General features: G+C 69.5%; 13 protein-coding genes. 3 read left to right on the top strand and 10 right to left on the bottom strand.

The annotated features are described in order from the left end of the window. Positions 1-108: 108 nt before the first annotated feature. Positions 109-1,509 (bottom strand): MFS transporter, encoded by a 1,401-nt coding sequence (locus G7Y50_RS11945; RefSeq protein ID WP_206214815.1) that lies wholly within the window; start codon positions 1,507-1,509, stop codon positions 109-111. 212 nt (positions 1,510-1,721) lie between these two features. On the opposite strand from G7Y50_RS11945, the gene G7Y50_RS08570 reads away from it, so the two are divergent. Next, the gene (locus tag G7Y50_RS08570; RefSeq protein ID WP_165052994.1) at positions 1,722-2,216 is read left to right on the top strand and encodes an S-ribosylhomocysteine lyase; all 495 of its coding nucleotides are present in this window, start codon (positions 1,722-1,724) and stop codon (positions 2,214-2,216) included. A 17-nt stretch (positions 2,217-2,233) separates the two neighbouring features. Further along, positions 2,234-2,935, top strand: a complete 702-nt coding sequence (locus G7Y50_RS08565; RefSeq protein WP_165052997.1) for a 5'-methylthioadenosine/adenosylhomocysteine nucleosidase — start codon at positions 2,234-2,236, stop codon at positions 2,933-2,935. Positions 2,936-3,039: 104 nt separating this feature from the next. Here G7Y50_RS08565 and tsaD read toward each other — a convergent pair whose 3' ends face one another. The 7 genes from tsaD to G7Y50_RS08530 all read right to left on the bottom strand — a co-directional run bounded on the left by tsaD (position 3,040) and on the right by G7Y50_RS08530 (position 12,118). Next, positions 3,040-5,742 (bottom strand): tRNA (adenosine(37)-N6)-threonylcarbamoyltransferase complex transferase subunit TsaD, encoded by a 2,703-nt coding sequence (gene tsaD / locus G7Y50_RS08560; protein ID WP_241156454.1) that lies wholly within the window; start codon positions 5,740-5,742, stop codon positions 3,040-3,042. 392 nt (positions 5,743-6,134) lie between these two features. Next, complete coding sequence (tsaE, locus tag G7Y50_RS08555) at positions 6,135-6,656, bottom strand: tRNA (adenosine(37)-N6)-threonylcarbamoyltransferase complex ATPase subunit type 1 TsaE (protein WP_206214814.1); 522 nt, start codon at positions 6,654-6,656, stop codon at positions 6,135-6,137. A gap of 71 nt (positions 6,657-6,727) precedes the next feature. Further along, positions 6,728-7,576 (bottom strand): formate/nitrite transporter family protein, encoded by an 849-nt coding sequence (locus tag G7Y50_RS08550; protein ID WP_165053003.1) that lies wholly within the window; start codon positions 7,574-7,576, stop codon positions 6,728-6,730. Positions 7,577-7,578: 2 nt separating this feature from the next. Next, positions 7,579-8,442: a bifunctional 5,10-methylenetetrahydrofolate dehydrogenase/5,10-methenyltetrahydrofolate cyclohydrolase gene (locus G7Y50_RS08545; RefSeq protein WP_165053006.1), complete on the bottom strand. Its 864-nt coding sequence runs from the start codon at positions 8,440-8,442 to the stop codon at positions 7,579-7,581. Between the two features lie 43 nt (positions 8,443-8,485). Further along, positions 8,486-9,112, bottom strand: coding sequence for a cyclodeaminase/cyclohydrolase family protein (locus G7Y50_RS08540; protein WP_165053009.1), 627 nt, complete (start codon positions 9,110-9,112; stop codon positions 8,486-8,488). 384 nt (positions 9,113-9,496) lie between these two features. After that, positions 9,497-11,185, bottom strand: coding sequence for a formate--tetrahydrofolate ligase (locus tag G7Y50_RS08535; protein WP_165053012.1), 1,689 nt, complete (start codon positions 11,183-11,185; stop codon positions 9,497-9,499). Between the two features lie 150 nt (positions 11,186-11,335). Continuing rightward, positions 11,336-12,118, bottom strand: a complete 783-nt coding sequence (locus G7Y50_RS08530; RefSeq protein WP_165053015.1) for a type III pantothenate kinase — start codon at positions 12,116-12,118, stop codon at positions 11,336-11,338. A 133-nt stretch (positions 12,119-12,251) separates the two neighbouring features. Here G7Y50_RS08530 and G7Y50_RS08525 point away from each other — a divergent pair, with 133 nt between their 5' ends. After that, complete coding sequence (locus tag G7Y50_RS08525; protein WP_165053018.1) at positions 12,252-12,944, top strand: response regulator transcription factor; 693 nt, start codon at positions 12,252-12,254, stop codon at positions 12,942-12,944. Positions 12,945-13,040: 96 nt separating this feature from the next. On the opposite strand, the gene G7Y50_RS08520 is transcribed toward G7Y50_RS08525, so the two are convergent. Continuing rightward, positions 13,041-13,685: a biotin transporter BioY gene (locus G7Y50_RS08520; protein ID WP_165053021.1), complete on the bottom strand. Its 645-nt coding sequence runs from the start codon at positions 13,683-13,685 to the stop codon at positions 13,041-13,043. 125 nt (positions 13,686-13,810) lie between these two features. Next, the gene (locus G7Y50_RS08515; protein ID WP_241156455.1) at positions 13,811-15,415 is read right to left on the bottom strand and encodes an MATE family efflux transporter; all 1,605 of its coding nucleotides are present in this window, start codon (positions 15,413-15,415) and stop codon (positions 13,811-13,813) included. Positions 15,416-15,430: the final 15 nt, after the last annotated feature.

Genomic DNA, 15,430 nt, shown 5'->3' with positions numbered 1-15,430 from the left:
CCCCGAGGCCAGGCGGACGGGCGCGGGCGCGGCGGAGCGGGAGGAAGGACGCGGGCGCGGCGGAGCAGGAGCGCGGCGCCAGGCGCAAGTGAGGAGCGCGGCGGCGCCCTACCTCCAGGCGCGGTCCTTCTCGGGGTAGAAGACCCAGGCGGCGACGTAGGAGGCGACGAGGCAGACCATCACCAGGCAGATGGTGACGCCGAAGCCGAAGGCGTCGTTGGTGAATCCCCACAGCGCGCTGGCCAATCCGATGCCCACGTCGTTCATCAGCAGGAACAGCGCGTTGGTGGCGCCCCAGCGCTCGGGCGGGGTGTTCTTCACCGCAACCGCCTGGTTGAGCGGCAGGCTGATGCCGAGGCACAGCCCGTAGAAGACGCCCGCTGCGTAGAACACGTAGTCGCTCGCCGGCCCAAAGTAGAGCATCACGCACGTGACCAGGCCGCACGCCACCGCCACCGTGAACGTCTTGATGGGAGCCACGCGGTCCATGAACGACTTCGACTTCAGGCGCACGGCGATCATGCTGATGGCCGAAATGGTGTAGAACAGACTCGCGTTCGCCACGCCGATCTGCGTGCCGTAGAGGCCCACGAAGAAGATGCCGAAGCCGAAGGTGGGGCACATGATGGTCATGGGGATGGCGCCGGGAAGCGCGCGCGGCTCGAAGAAGGACGGCGCCTTCGCAGCCTTCCCCTGCGCGGCCTGCACGGCCGGCACAGCTTGCGCGGCCTCCCCCTTCGCGGCCTGCGCAGCCTCCCCTTTCGCCGCCTGCGGCTCTGCCTCCGCGGCCTGCGCCTTCGCACGCTCGGCGCGCTCCCAGCGCTCGCGGAACGCCGAGGTCTCGGGCAGCGCAAGCGGCTTGCGCTCGTAGCGCGTGAAGAACGCGACCGCCAGCCCGGCGACCGCCACCAGCGACAAGCCCGCGTACAGGTTCGACGCGGGGTCGGTCCCCGCGAGGAAGAGCGCGAGCGCCGGCCCGACCGACATGGCGAGCGCCTGCCCGAGCCCGTAGTAGCCGATGCCCTCGCCCAGGCGCGCCCGCGGCAGCACGTCAGCCGCCGCCGTCGACGCGGCGGTGGTGGCCATGGCGAATCCCACGCCCTGCAGCACGCGGCTTGCGGTGTAGAGCGCCACGCCCTGCCCCGCGAGCGGCACGACCGTGCCCGCCAGCAGGATGACCATGCCCAGAAGGATGACCAGCGAGCACTTCCCGGCGTCGATGATCGGTCCGATGACCAGGCGCGCGACCGCCGCCGAGGCCGAGAACACCAGCGCGAGCACGCCCGCGAGCGACGCGCCGTAGCCCACGCGCGAGAGAAACACCGACGTGCCCGCGTTCAGCCCCTGCCCCATCACGAAGCAGCAGAACGTCAGCAGCACGATGAGCACGAACACCGCCGTCCACAGCCGCGGCTGGGCAGCCGCCTTCCCGGCGGATGCGGCGGATGCGCGCGCCGTCGCGCCCTCGGTCACCTCGTCGTCGGACACCACGTGCGCAGAACCCGCCATAGCCCCGTTCTCCCTCGTCAGAACAATCGAACGCGCGACCGGAACCGCAGCGCCCGCAAAACACCGTCACGTCCTAGTGTAGCGGTTTTGGCTGCGCCGCGCGCTAGATCGTATACAATCTAGCGCAGCGCCCTCGCGCGCCCCGCGCGCCGCCGAGCGCACCCCGCGCACCGCCAGGCGGCATCCGAGCATCATCCGAAGGAGTTTGACCCATGGAGCGAATCGCCAGCTTTTCCGTTGACCACACCGTGCTCGAGCCGGGCGTGTACGTGTCGCGCAGCGACGCGGACGCCGCCACCGGCTGCGTGACCACCACGTTCGACCTGCGCATGACCGCGCCGAACCGCGAGCCGGTGATGGACACCGCCGCCGTACACGCGCTCGAGCACCTCGGCGCCACCTTCCTGCGCAACGACGCCGCGTGGGCCGACCGCGTGGTCTACTTCGGCCCCATGGGCTGCCGCACGGGCTTCTACCTGGTGGTGTTCGGCGCGTACGAGCCCGCTGACGTCGCCGACCTGGTGCTGCGCCTGTTCACGTTCGCGCGCGACTTCGAGGGCGAGATCCCCGGCGCGCGCCCCGAGGAGTGCGGCAATTACCACGACTCCGACCTCGCGCAGGCGAAGTGGTGGGCGCGCCGCTACGTGGCCGAGACGCTCGAGGTGCTCGACGAGGCGCACACCGCCTACCCCGCGCTGCTCGACTAGCGCAGAAGGAGGACGGCATGACGGTGAAGGTCGGCGTCATCGGCGCCATGGACGTCGAAGTGGAGGCCCTGCGCGATGCGCTCGACGACGTGCGCGTCACCACCTGCGCGAACAGGGACTTCTTCGAGGGGGTCATCGGGAGCACGCCCGCCGTGGTGGTGCAGTGCAGCGTGGGGATGGTGAACGCCGCCGTGTGCGCGCAGGTGCTCATCGGCCGCTTCGGCGTCACGCACGTGGTGAACACCGGCGTGGCCGGCTCGCTCGACGCGGCGATCGACATCGGCGACGTGGTGGTGGCGACCGACGCCGTGAACCACCTGATGGACGTCTGCAACCTCGGGTACGCGCCCGGGCAGACGCCGGGGCTCGACGCGCTCGCGTTCCCCTGCGACGTGCGCCTGCGCGAGCGGCTCGCAAACGCGGTGCGCGCGACGTGCCGCGTCGGGGTGCACGAGGGGCGCGTGGCCTCCGGCGACCGCTTCGTGCGCGACGCCGCGGAGAAGGCCCGCATCCGCACGACGTTCGGCGCCGCGTGCTGCGAGATGGAAGGCGCCGCCATCGCGCAGGCGTGCTGGCTGGGCGGCGTGCCCTGCGGCATCGTGCGCGCCATATCCGACAAGGCCGACGGGTCGGACGCCGTGGACTACCCCGTCTTCGAGGCGCGCGCTGCCGCCGACTGCGCCGCCATCGTGCGGCGGCTGCTCGAGAGCTGGGAGTAGCGGCGCGCGGGAACCGCGGGAGCGCCGCGCGTTGCGAGCCGCGAGTTTGCGAGCCGCGAGCCCGAAGCGCCCGCCTGCCCTGAGCCGGGGCGGCGCGCTGCGCGCTAGTACGGCTCGTCGAGGTCGGCGTGGGCCTGGGCGTCGGCGTCGAGCCCGAAGAACCTGCCCGCGCGGTAGCGGTCGAGCGCCACGAGCGCGATCATGCCCGCGTTGTCGCCGCACGAGTGCAGAGGCGGCATGACCAGCCGCACGCGCATCTTCGCGCACAGCTCCTCGTAGGCCGCGCGCAGCACGGGGTTGGCCGCCACGCCGCCGCCAAGACAGAACGTGCGCGCGCCCGTCTCCTCGAGCGCCCGCTTCGCCTTCGCCACCTGCACGTCGACGACCGCCTGCTGGAAGCTCGCGCAGACGTCGGGCACGTCAAGCTCACGCCCGGCCGCGCGCTCTTGGTTGACGTAGGTGACGACCGCGGTCTTGAGGCCCGAGAGCGAGAAGCGCAGATCACCCGAGTGCATCATGGCGCGGGGGAACGCGATGGCCTCCGGGTTGCCGTCCTTCGCGTAGCGCGAGATCACGGGGCCGCCGGGGTACCCCAGCCCGAGCGCCTTCGCCACCTTGTCGAACGCCTCGCCCACCGCGTCGTCGATGGTGGCGCCAAGCGTGGCGTAGTCGCCCCAGTCGCGCATGTGCACGAGCAGGGTGTTGCCGCCCGACACGAGCGACACCACCGCGGGCGGCGCGAAGTCGGGCGCGCCCACCTTGTTCGCATAGAGGTGGCCCTCGAGGTGGTGCACGCCGATGAAGGGCACGCCAGCCGCCCACGCCGCGCCCTTCGCGAACGCCACGCCCACCACGAGCGCGCCCACGAGCCCCGGCGCGTAGGTGACCGCCACGGCGTCGAGGTCGCGCCAGCGCAGGCTGCCCGGCGCGCCGCCGAGGCGGGCGGCCGCCACGTCGAGGCACTCGTCGCACACGCCGCAGATGGCCTCGATGTGCTTGCGGCTCGCGATCTCAGGCACCACGCCGCCGAAGCGCGCGTGGAAGTCGATCTGCGAGGCCACCACGTCAGAGAGCAGGATGCCGTCCCCGTTGACGACGGCGGCGGCCGTCTCGTCGCAGGAGGACTCGATGGCGAGGATGAGCGGGCGGACGGGCTCGGACGCCGGGCCCGCGTCCGCGGCGAGTGCGGACGCGCCTGCGTCGGCGCCTGTGCCTGCCGCGCTTGCGCTTGCGCCGGTCGCTCCCGCACCAAACGCGCCTGCACCAGCGGCGCCCGCGCCTCCGCGCGCGGCGCCCCCGTCGTCGAGGCGCTGCAGCTCCATGCCCGCGACGTCCTTGCGCGCAGCAGGCAGCGCCTCCGCCTTCATGATGAGGGCGTCCTCGCCGTCGGAGTAGTAGCGCGGGCGCACGCCGAGGCTCGCGTAGCCGAGCGCCGCGTAGAGCGCCTGCGCACCCGCGTTCGCCGCGCGCACCTCGAGCGAGCTCGTGCGCGCGCCCAGGTTGCGCGCGTCGGCGGCCACGCGCGCGACGAGCTCGGCGGCGATGCCGCGCCGGCGGTGCTCGGGCGCGGTCCCCACCTTGAGAATCTGCACGTCGCCGTCGACCACCCAGCCGCCCGCATAGCCCACGAGCGGCGCGTCAGGCGGAAGCGGCATGGAGGGATCGGCCGCGAAGGCCGCCCACCACACGCGGTCGGCGCGGCCCAGCTCGTCGGCGACGAGCGCCGCGCTCCACGCGTCAGACCCCATGATGCGCTCCTCGAGCGCAGCCACGTTGGCCACGTGTGCCGCGTCGAGCGGCTTGTAGGCGATGCCCTCGCCGTTCGCGCGCGCGTTGGCGATGGCCGTGTCGTTCATGGTGACGTGCTTGCTGCCGCGCGCGCCGGCGAGCGCCTGGTCCGCGCGCGCGAGACGCGCGCGCTCAGCCTCCTCGGCGTCCGACAGGCGCGTGTACACCGGCAGCGCGAACACCGGGTCATGCCGACGCGCGTCGAGGGGGTCCGCCTCGCCGGCGCGCCACGCCGCCTGCAGCGCCAGCAGCAGGCCCGCGCCCGTCGGCGTCCACTGCTCCTCGGGGAGCAGCACGCCGCACGCCGCGAACAGGTCGGCATACTTCCTGAGCGCATCCCCCGTGATGAGCAGCTGCCCGGAAGAATGAGCGACTGAGCCCCGCTCTGCCTCCGCCGCGTCGGGAGCCGACGAGGGCTCGGGGCTGCTCACCAAGCGAGTTCCGCACGAGCCGGAAGCGCCGGCGGCGCTTCCGTGCGAAGCAGGACTGTCCGAGCGACTGAGCTGCCCCGCGCCCTCGCCGGCGGCGGGATCGGCACCCTCAGCCGCGTACTCCTTCGCGCACGCATCCGCCTTCACCACGCGGTCCTCGCCGAGGCGCGCCGTGCCCGCGTCGCTCACGTCGAACTCGACCGGGTACACCTCCTTGCGCATGGCGTCAGCCGCCACGAGCAGGTGCCCGCGCACGCCCGCGCGCCACGCACCCCACGCCACCGCGTCGAGCGTCGAAACGCCCACGAGGCCCACCTCGAGCGCGCTCGCGATCCCCTTGGCCGTGGCCATGGCAATGCGCACGCCCGTGAACGAGCCCGGGCCGCGCCCCACCGCCACGCACGCGATGTCCTCGCGCGCCACGCCCGCATCCCGGAGCAGCGCGTCGATGCGCGGCAGAAGCTGCGTGTTCGACGCGCGCCGCGCCGCCACCTCGGCAGCCGCGACGAGCGCGACCGAGCGCGCGGCCGCGTCAAGCGCGCCCACGCCGATGGAGATCACCTCATTGGCCGTGTCAAACGCCAACACGTATCGAGCCTGCAATTTCGCAAACCTCCGCAAACTATCTCGCACGGGGCCGCCTTGCTTGCCGAGGCGGCCCCGTGATATACTGCAGCTATGCCAGCAAAGCCCGCGTTTGGTTAACGGAGTACGGGCGGCGTGGTGTTTTCGAATCAAGGGGTCGGTTGCAGCCGGCCCCTTCTGCTTCTCCCGCTCACCATCCGATCACTTATTTTTCCGTCGTCCGAGCAACAGGGGCAACAGCGAAGCAACCGCCGCAACCCAAGCCGGTAACCCGTAGAGCACGAAGTTCAGAATTTCTTTCAGCATAAGGCAACTCCTCCCTTGAGAGGCGCCACCCGTGTCGGACTTTGCTGGCGTTGTGCATTCTATCAGATGCGGCGAGAGGGCCGCTTACGTCAGCGGGCGCTCCCCGCCGTCTTCGAGAGGCGCGACCGCGAGTCGCTCGCCCACACGAACAGCAGCTGGCGCGCGCGGGAGCCGCAGGAGTGCGCGCGCACGATGCGCTGGCCCGCCGCGTCAACGGCTATGGTGATCTCGAGGTAGTCGCAGGGCAGCTCGTCGGGGAACTTCTCCGCCCACTCCACGAACGTCGCGCCGTCGGAGTCGCCGTCAATGAGCGCGTAGTAGTCGATGTCCTCGAGCTCGCTCGCGTCGTCGAGGCGGTACAGGTCGAGGTGGTGCAGCGGGATGCGCCCCTCGTCGTAGGTGAGCAGGATGTTGAAGGTAGGGCTGGTCACCGGGGAGGTGACGCCAAGCGCCGCCGCCACGCCCTGCACGAACTGCGTCTTGCCCGCGCCGAGGTCGCCGTTCAGCACCACCACGTCGCCCTCGTGCAGAAACGGCGCGAGCGTGGAGGCCAGCTGCTTGGTCGCCTCGGCTGAGCTGGTCTTGCGCAGATATGTGAGCCCACTTGCCATGTCACCATCATACGCCAAAGCACGGCGGCAGAAAGGCTCGCGGTGCCCACCGCATGATAAAATGCGCGAACTTACGCCTTCGCCGCCTTGCCCTTCGCCGCCTTCGCCTTCTTCGTGCCGTGGCAGGCGTACATCACCACGCCCACGAGCACGCCGCCCACGATGTTGCCGAGCGTGACGGGGATGAGGTTCGCCGTGACGAACGTGCCGAAGTCGAGCACGGCGGTGTTGATGCCCGCGTCGACGATCATCTGCGTGTAGGCGGGGTTCAGGTACGCGAAGATACCCGCCGGGATGTAGTACATGTTGGCCACGCAGTGCTCGAAGCCCGCCAGCACGAACCCCATGATGGGAACGTAGAGCCCCAGGATGCGCCCCGCCGCGTCCTGAGCGACGTTGCCCAAATACACCGCGATGCACACCATGAGGTTGCAGAAGATGCCGAGCACGAACGCGTTGCCCCACGGCAGCGCGTCCTTGCTCGCCGCTACCTTCGCCGTGTAGACCGCCAGGTCGCCGCCGCCGATGTTGAGCTGCCCGAAGAACGCCATGAGCGCCGCGAGCGCCACCGCTCCTGCGAGGTTGCCCACGTACACGATCGCCCAGTTGCGCGCGAGGCGCCCCCAGCTGATCCGCCCGTCGAGCGCCGCCGTCACCATGAGGGCGTTGCCCGTGAACAGCTCGGTGCCCAGGAGCACCACCATGATGAGCCCCATGGGGAAGACGAGCCCCGACACCAGGCGCACGAGGCCCGCGTTGTCGAGCGCGTGCGCCGCCGTGGAGGAGGTGACCGCGCCGAGTCCGATGAGCAGGCCCGCAGCCACGCCCAGCACGAACAGGCGCCATGCGAGGGAGGCCGCCTTGCCGACCGAGGCGCTCATGTAGTTGTCAGTGATCTCAGTGGGGGTGAACAGGGGCATGGCTATCCTTCCGCGATCTTTTCCGCTGCTTGCACGACATGTGCCATGGTGACGCTCGTGGTCACCGAGCCGAGGCCGCCCGGCACGGGCGTGATGGAGCCCGCGTCTCCGAGCACGGGCTCTACGGCGTCGAAATCGACGTCGCCGCACAGGGCGCCCTGCGCGTCGAAGTTGATACCCACGTCGAGCACCGTCTGGCCGGATCTGAAGTACGCCGCGCCGAACGCGCGGGGGCGCCCCGTGGCGCAGACCATGACGTCGGCCAGGCGCGTGAGGGACTCAAGGTCCTCGGTCTTGGAGTGGCACAACGTCACGCTCGCGTTGCGGCCGAGCAGCATCATGGCAACCGGCCGGCCGATGACGAGGCTGCGCCCCACCACCACCACGTGCTTGCCCTCCACGGAAACGCCGTAATGGTCGAGCACCTCGAGGCACGCCTGCGCCGTGGCGGGCGGGAAGCCCTGCGGCGCTCCGGCGAACACGCCCGCGAGCGACGAGCTCGTGATCCCGTCGACGTCCTTCTCAGGAAGCAGCAGGTTGCAGGCGCGTGCCTCATCGACATGCGGCGGAAGCGGACGGAACACAAGGCAGCCGTGGACGGAGGCGTCGGCGTTCACCGCCTCGATGGCGCACGCGAGCTCGTCGAAGGACGCGTCGGCGGCCAGCGCGAGCGAGCGCACGCCGATGCCGAGGCTCGCGGCGCGCTTGGCGGCCGTGCGCTCGTAGGAGAGGTCGTCGGGGCGCTCGCCCATGCGCACGACAGCAAGCGTGGGGGTGATGCCGCGCGCGGCAAGCGCCGCGACGCGCGGCGCGAGCCCCTCCCCCAGGGAGGCAACGACTTGCTTGCCCGTAAGCAGCTTCGCCATGCGGGTCCTTTCTTCTCAGGTTCAGGTCCTCGGACCGCAGGTCTCAGGCCGAGGCTCCGCCAAGCTCTTCGAGCACGAAGGCGTACACCGCGTCGGCGAGGCGCGCTCCTTCGTCAGCAAGCTGCTCAGCCTGCGCGCGGTACGCCTCCGCGCGCGCGGCATCGGCCATCGACCCCACGTTGATGAGCACGTTCAGGCTCGCACCCAAAAGCGCCGCCTTCGCGAAGAGCGCCGCTGTGCCCGCGTCCGACATCGCCATGCGACTGCCGCAACGTGCCATGAAGTCGCACTCGCGCAGCACCTCGGCGCACGTGCGCATGATATCAAGCGGCACCTCGGTCGCGCCGACGAGCGCCTCCTGCAGCGCGTCCTCCTTGGCCGCGCGCTCCTTAGGCGTCTCGCGCGGCATGCGGTAGGCCGCCGCCAGCGGCTCGAAGGCGCGCGCGTCCTCGTCGACGAGCGCGACCAGGCGCTCCCGCAGCATGGCCAGACATCCCAGCGACGAGAGCACCTCGCCCTCGACGTCGGCGTAGCGGGCCTTCCCCACCGTGAGGTTGCCCACCATGGAGGCGAGCGCCGAGGCGAGCGCCCCGCAGCAGGCGCAAGCCCCTCCCCCGCCGGGAACGGGAGCGGAGCTCGCCAGCTCGTCTATGAAAGCAGCATCTAACATGGAGTTCCGCTCCTTCTGCACGGCCGACCTAGACAGCGTCAGGCGACCGTGCTACTATGCGAACTAGAGGCGCCCCGCCAGTCCGGGCAGCGTCGTTTGAGTGAAGCCCCGTCAGTGTCCAAACTAAGCGGGGCTTTTTCACGTCAAAACGAAGCCGTTCGTCACCCTCTACCCATCAGCACCAGGCCAATAATGCCTATGACAACGAGAAGAACTTCGCACACAGCGATAACCGTTTGTGCATCCATAAGCAACCTCCCTTCTCGGAAAGCTGCCCGGACGACGAAGCGCCGACGCGATTATAGCGCGCCTGCACCACCGCTTAAAGGGGCATAAAGAGGTGGTATGGCGCGCCTACCGCCGCGCCATACCACCTTGCAAACCTTAGAACAACCCGGAGATCTTACCGGTCTCGTCCACGTCGATCTTGAACGCGGCGGGCGTCTTGCCGAGGCCCGGCATGGTCATGATGGAGCCCGTGAGCGCCACCACGAAGCCGGCGCCCGCGCTCACCTTCACCTGGCGCACCGTGACCTGGAAGCCGCGCGGCGCGCCGAGCTTGGTCTGGTCATCGGAGAACGAGTACTGCGTCTTGGCCATGCACACGGGCATGCCGCCGAAGCCGAGTTTCTCGAGCTGCGCGAGCTCCTTCTTCGCGTTCGGTTCGAACACCACGCCGTCGGCATGGTAGACGCGCCGCGCGATGGCCTCGATCTTCTCCGCCAGCGTGAGCTCGTCGCCGTAGGCGAACTCGAAGGTGTCGGCGCTGCGCCCTTCGGCGTCGCCCTCAGCGCACAGGCGCACCACCTCGTCGGCGAGCGCGAGGCCCCCCTCGCCGCCGCGCGCCCACACCTCGGACAGCGCCACGTTCACGCCCAGCTCGCGGCACTTGGCCTCCACCAGGTCGAGCTCGGCCTTCGTGTCCGTGGGGAACGCGTTGATCGCCACCACGCAGGGCAGGTTGTACACCTTCGTGATGTTCTCCACGTGCTGGAGCAGGTTCGGCAGGCCCGCCTCGAGCGCCTCGAGGTTCTCCTCGTTGAGGTCGGCCTTCGGCACGCCGCCGTGGTTCTTGAGCGCGCGCACCGTGGCGACCACCACCACGGCGTCGGGCGCGAGGTCCGCCAGGCGGCACTTGATGTCGAGGAACTTCTCCGCGCCCAGGTCAGCGCCGAAGCCGGCCTCAGTCACGCAGTAGTCGCCGAGCGCCATGGCCATGCGCGTGGCCATGATGGAGTTGCAGCCGTGCGCGATGTTGGCGAAGGGGCCGCCGTGCACGAACGCCGGCGTGCCCTCGAGGGTCTGCACGAGGTTCGGCTTGAGGGCGTCCTTCAGAAGCGCGGTCATGGCGCCTTCCGCATGCAGGTCGTGCGCGGTCACGGGCTGATCGTCGTAGGTGTAGCCCACCACGATGCGGCCGAGGCGCTCCTTGAGGTCGGTGATGGAGGTGGCGAGGCAGAAGATGGCCATGACCTCGGAGGCCACCGTGATGTCGAAGCCGTCCTCGCGCGGCACGCCGTGGGCTTTGCCGCCGAGGCCGTCCACGATGTTGCGCAGCTGGCGGTCGTTCATGTCCACCACGCGCTTCCACGTGATCTTGCGCACGTCGATGCCCAGCTCGTTGCCGTTGTGGATGTGCGCGTCCAGAAGCGCGGCCAGCAGGTTGTTCGCCGCGCCGATGGCGTGGAAGTCGCCCGTGAAGTGCAGGTTGATGTCCTCCATGGGAACCACCTGGGCGTACCCGCCGCCCGCGGCGCCGCCCTTGATGCCGAACACGGGGCCGAGCGACGGCTCGCGCAGCGCCACCATGACGTTCTTGCCACGGCGCGCCAGCGCGTCGGCCAGGCCCACCGTGGTGGTGGTCTTGCCCTCGCCCGCCGGCGTGGGGTTGATGGCCGTCACCAGGATGAGCTTGCCGGGAGCGTGCTCCTCCTCGCGCAGCAGGTTGTAGTCAACCTTGGCCTTGCAGTTTCCGTAGCACTCAAGGTACTTCTCGCTGATGCCAGCCTTTTTGGCAATCTCGCCGATGCGCTCCGGGTGCGCAGCTTGGGCAATTTCAATGTCAGTCAACACGTCGGGCCCGCTTTCTCCTCATGACGCACGCCGTCGCACCTCGCCGCGCGACGCACCGCGCCTCGTTTGCCAGAATGCGCTTATTCTAGCGGGCTTGGAAGGCGGTTTCCACATTGCGTGCGCCAAGGGCGCGAGAAGCCAGACTGGTGGCTACCGGCGCGCGGAGGCGAGCAGCCTCAGGCCCTCCAGCGTGAGCTCGGGCAGCACCTCGGTGATCTCGCTCGAGTGCGCGGCCACGAGCGCCGAGAGCCCTCCGGTGGCCACCACCGGGCACGTGCGGCCCAGCTCGGCGAAGATGCGGCGCACCAGGCCGTCCACGCGGTCGGCCTCGCCGAGCACGATGCCCGCCTGCACGGCCTCCTCGGTGCTTTTGCCGACGGCGGCCGGAGGCGCCGCGAGGTCGATGGTCGACAGGCGCGTGGCGTGCGAGAACAGAGCGCCCGCGCTCGTCTCCACGCCCGGGGCGATGATGCCGCCCAGAAAGCTCCCGTCCTCGTCGATGACCTCGATGTTGGTGGCGGTGCCGAAGTCGACCACCACCACCGGCGCGCCGTAGAGGGCGCGCGCCGCCACGGCGTCGGCCACGCGGTCGGCGCCGATCTCGCGCGGGTTGGGATACGCGTTCTTGAACAGGCCCGCCGCGCTGGCGGCCTCGGCCGTGCACAGGCGCGCCTCGACGCCCGCCAGCTCGCGCACCGCGTCCGACCATGCGCGCGTGAGCGCCGGCACCACCGAGGCCATCGCCGCCGCGTCGACGTCGGGCGCCTCTATGCCCGCGGCCGCCATGAGCGGCAGGAGCTTGGCGCGCACGTCGTCGGCTGTGTCGTGCTTGCTGGTGGCGACCCGCCACATCGCGTGCGGCTCCACCTTGTCGGAGTCGCGGTAGACGCCCACCACGGTGTGCGTGTTCCCCACGTCAATCGTAAGTAACATAATTATGACAAACGCCCTTAGCTTTCCGAAGTTGCCCGTCGCTTTCGCTATAGTGATCGCAGACATTATAGCAATCGCCCAACGAACGACCTCCAAAAGCCATTCGGCCGGTTCACGAGAGAAAGGCAGAGCCATGACCGATAAGCAGAGCCGCATACTTGTCGTTGACGACGAGCCTTCCATCACCGAGTTCGTCGGGTATGCCCTGAGCAAGGAAGGCTACGCCGCCGACATCGTCAACAGCGGCGAGGACGCGCTCGCGCTTGCGGCGAAGAACGCCTACGACCTGTTCGTCCTCGACATCATGCTGCCCGGCATCGACGGCTACGAGCTGTGCCGCCGCCTGCGCTCGAAGACCGCGGCGCCCGTGCTGTTCCTGTCGGCGCGCGACACCGAGCTCGACAAGGTGGTGGGGCTCGAGATCGGCGGCGACGACTACCTGGCCAAGCCCTTCGGCGTGCGCGAGCTGATCGCCCGCATCCGCGCGCTTCTGCGCCGCGGCTCCGGCGATATGCAGGGCAGCGCCAGCACCATCACGGCCAGCGGCATCACCATCGACGAGGACGCGCACGTCGCCCGCGGCGACGCGGGCGAGATCGACCTCACGCCGCGCGAGTTCGAGCTGATGGCGTGCTTGATGAAGAGCGCCGGGAAGGTGGTGTCCCGCGAGGACCTCCTGCGCGACGCCTGGGGCTGGGAGTACCTCACCGAGACGAAGACGGTGGACACCCACATCAAGCGCCTGCGCGACAAGATCTCCGCCGCCGGCTACGACCCCACGATGGTGGAGACGGTCCGCGGCTACGGCTACCGCTTCCGCGCCTAGCGCGCAGCAGCCGCAAGTTCAGGGTTTCCGAAAGACGCCGCATGCGGGCCAGCATCAAGCCGGCCCGCATGCGGCGCGCTGCCGCCCGGCCCCTCCCTACCTCACGGCGGAGCGCACCACGCGGGCGCAGGCCACGGCGGCGAGGATCTTCAAGAAGTCAATTCCCACGAAGGGGGCGACGCAAGCGAGGAAGGCGGCCTCGGGCCCCACGCCCATGACGGGCATGAACTGGGCGCAGCCGCACAGATACGCGATGCAGGTGAACAGCACGCCCGCCATCACCTCGACGCCCGAGATGCGCATGAAGCGCGCGAACTTCTGCGGAAAGGAGAGCTTCGCCGCAGCGGCGGGATCCGTCTCGGCGGCCTTGAGGCTCACGTCCCAGTCCGTGCGCGTGCGCACCACGTGCAAAAACAGCACCGCCGCAGCCACGCCGAACAGATAGCCCCATAGAAAGCCGCCCGTCGGCCCGGCGAGCACGCCGATGCCGCCGCGCATCCCCGAGAACACTGGCACGCCCACGGCGCCGAGCGCCAGGTAGCACACGATGGCCGCGATGGCCTCCTTCGGCTTGAGCACCACAATGGCGAAGGTGACGGCGAACATCTGCAGCGTGACGGGCACCGGCCCGATGGGGATGGTCACCCACGCCGAAACGGCCATGATGGCCACCGTCAGACCCACGAACGCGATGGAGCGCGTCCGCGACGAGCTTGTCGCATGCGCCTTGGCTTGTTCCATGATCGATCCTCTCTTCCCTTGGATGAACGTGCCGAAAAGAAAGGACGTATTATAGCGCACGCGTGTTCCCAGCGCATCCTCACGCGCTTACACTTCCGCCCTGTTTGTTTACAGGCGCGGAGCCGCTACCTCACCTTCAGGTCAGCCTCGCCGCGCTGCACCCTTCCCAGCCGGCGCATCTCGAACGCCACGAAGCCCGCCGTCACGCAGATGGAGAGCGCGTCGGCTATGGGCTGCGCGAAGTACAGCGCGTCAAGGCCGTTGAGCGCGGGGACCATGAGCGGCAGCAGGTCGGGCAGAAGCCAGATGAGCGGCACCAGAAACACGATCTGGCGCGTGAGGGACAAAAAGATCGACTTCGCCGGCTGGCCCGTGGCCTGGAAGTAGTTCGACGACACGATCTGGAAGCCCACGAGCGGCAGCGTCACGAACTGCACCTTCATGGCAAACACCGTGAACTCGTTGAGGTCGGGGTTCGTAATGCCGAACGCGCTCACCACGCCGGCCGTGAACAGGTAGATGCACGCCCAGATCGCCACGCAGATGGCCGAGGCGCCCACCACGCCGCACTTGTACGCGCTGCGCACGCGGTCGATCTTGCGCGCGCCGTAGTTGTAGCCCAGAAGCGGCTGGATGGCCACGGCCACGCCGATCACCGGCATCACCGAGAACTGGCCGATGCGCTGCACCACGCCGATGGACGCCAGCGCGTTCTCCGCGCCGATCACCGTGAGGGCACCGTGCTTCACCAGCTGGTAGTTCAGCAGGAAGTTGATGACGGCCATGCCCGCCTGGATGGCGAAGCTGGGGAAGCCGAGCGCGAAGATGCTGCCCACGAGGCGCGGCTGCGGGCGCAGGTAGCGCAGGCGCAGGTGCATGGGCGCGTCCTTCACGCCGATGAAGTACCACAGCACCAGGGCGCACGAGAGCGCCTGGCCGGCGAGCGACGCATACGCGCTGCCCACGATGCCCCAGCCGAGCATCATCACGAACAGGAAGTTGAACGCCACCGAGGACAGAAGCCCGGCCACCATGGTGACCAGCGCGCGCACTGGCGCGCCCGAGGTGCGGATGAAGTTGTTCACGCCCATGCCGATCATCTGGAAGATGAAGCCGAAGCACAGGATCTGGATGTAGATGCGCGCGTAGGGACGCACGTCGTCGGTGGCGCTCGAGAAGGTGAGCACCGCGTCGATGATCAGGGGGTTCGCAGCGGCCAGCGCCACGGCGGCCCACACCACCAGGCTCAGGAACACCACGTTGCCCAGCGCGCGCTCGGCCTCGCCGTGCCGGCCCTCGCCCAGGCGCAGCGCCGCGAGCGAGTTGCCGCCGTTGCCCACGAGCATGGCGAACGCCATGAACACGATGAGCATGGGGTTGGCCACCGTGATGGCCGACAGGCCGATCTCGCCCACGGCGTTGCCGAGGAACACCGAGTTGATGATGGCGTACGAGCCGTTCACCAGCATGCCCACCACCGACGGGATGGCGAACTCCACCACGAGCCTCGGCACCGACGCCGTGCCCATGCGCGCGACCTTCGCGTCGCCCTTCGAGACGGGAGCCGCCGCCCTGCCGCGCTCGGCGGCGTCACCCGGGGCGCCGTCAACCGGGACGCTGCCACTTGAGGCGTCACCGTGGTTGCCGCTGTCCGGGATGCCGCCTCCGTTGCCGCCCGGCTTGTCTTCGCTGCTCACGTTGCCTTCGATGCGCTCGTCTGATCGTGCCATTGCTCACATGCCTTC

Origin of the sequence: Adlercreutzia sp. ZJ176 (assembly GCF_011038975.1) — a bacterium.
GTDB lineage: Bacteria > Actinomycetota > Coriobacteriia > Coriobacteriales > Eggerthellaceae > CAAEEV01.
The sequence above is the reverse complement of the archived record's forward strand: the minus strand, read 5'-3'. Positions and strand labels throughout refer to the sequence as shown.

What these genes read in the sequence shown, in the direction of transcription:
- G7Y50_RS08525 (WP_165053018.1), top strand. Translation starts at nt 12,252, where the DNA reads ATGACCGATAAGCAGAGCCGCATACTTGTCGTTGACGACGAGCCTTCC.
- tsaE (WP_206214814.1), bottom strand. Translation starts at nt 6,656, where the DNA reads ATGGCAAGTGGGCTCACATATCTGCGCAAGACCAGCTCAGCCGAGGCG.
- G7Y50_RS08520 (WP_165053021.1), bottom strand. Translation starts at nt 13,685, where the DNA reads ATGGAACAAGCCAAGGCGCATGCGACAAGCTCGTCGCGGACGCGCTCC.
- G7Y50_RS08515 (WP_241156455.1), bottom strand. Translation starts at nt 15,415, where the DNA reads ATGGCACGATCAGACGAGCGCATCGAAGGCAACGTGAGCAGCGAAGAC.
- G7Y50_RS08545 (WP_165053006.1), bottom strand. Translation starts at nt 8,442, where the DNA reads ATGGCGAAGCTGCTTACGGGCAAGCAAGTCGTTGCCTCCCTGGGGGAG.
- G7Y50_RS08565 (WP_165052997.1), top strand. Translation starts at nt 2,234, where the DNA reads ATGACGGTGAAGGTCGGCGTCATCGGCGCCATGGACGTCGAAGTGGAG.
- G7Y50_RS08540 (WP_165053009.1), bottom strand. Translation starts at nt 9,112, where the DNA reads ATGTTAGATGCTGCTTTCATAGACGAGCTGGCGAGCTCCGCTCCCGTT.
- G7Y50_RS11945 (WP_206214815.1), bottom strand. Translation starts at nt 1,509, where the DNA reads ATGGCGGGTTCTGCGCACGTGGTGTCCGACGACGAGGTGACCGAGGGC.
- G7Y50_RS08550 (WP_165053003.1), bottom strand. Translation starts at nt 7,576, where the DNA reads ATGCCCCTGTTCACCCCCACTGAGATCACTGACAACTACATGAGCGCC.
- G7Y50_RS08530 (WP_165053015.1), bottom strand. Translation starts at nt 12,118, where the DNA reads ATGTTACTTACGATTGACGTGGGGAACACGCACACCGTGGTGGGCGTC.
- G7Y50_RS08570 (WP_165052994.1), top strand. Translation starts at nt 1,722, where the DNA reads ATGGAGCGAATCGCCAGCTTTTCCGTTGACCACACCGTGCTCGAGCCG.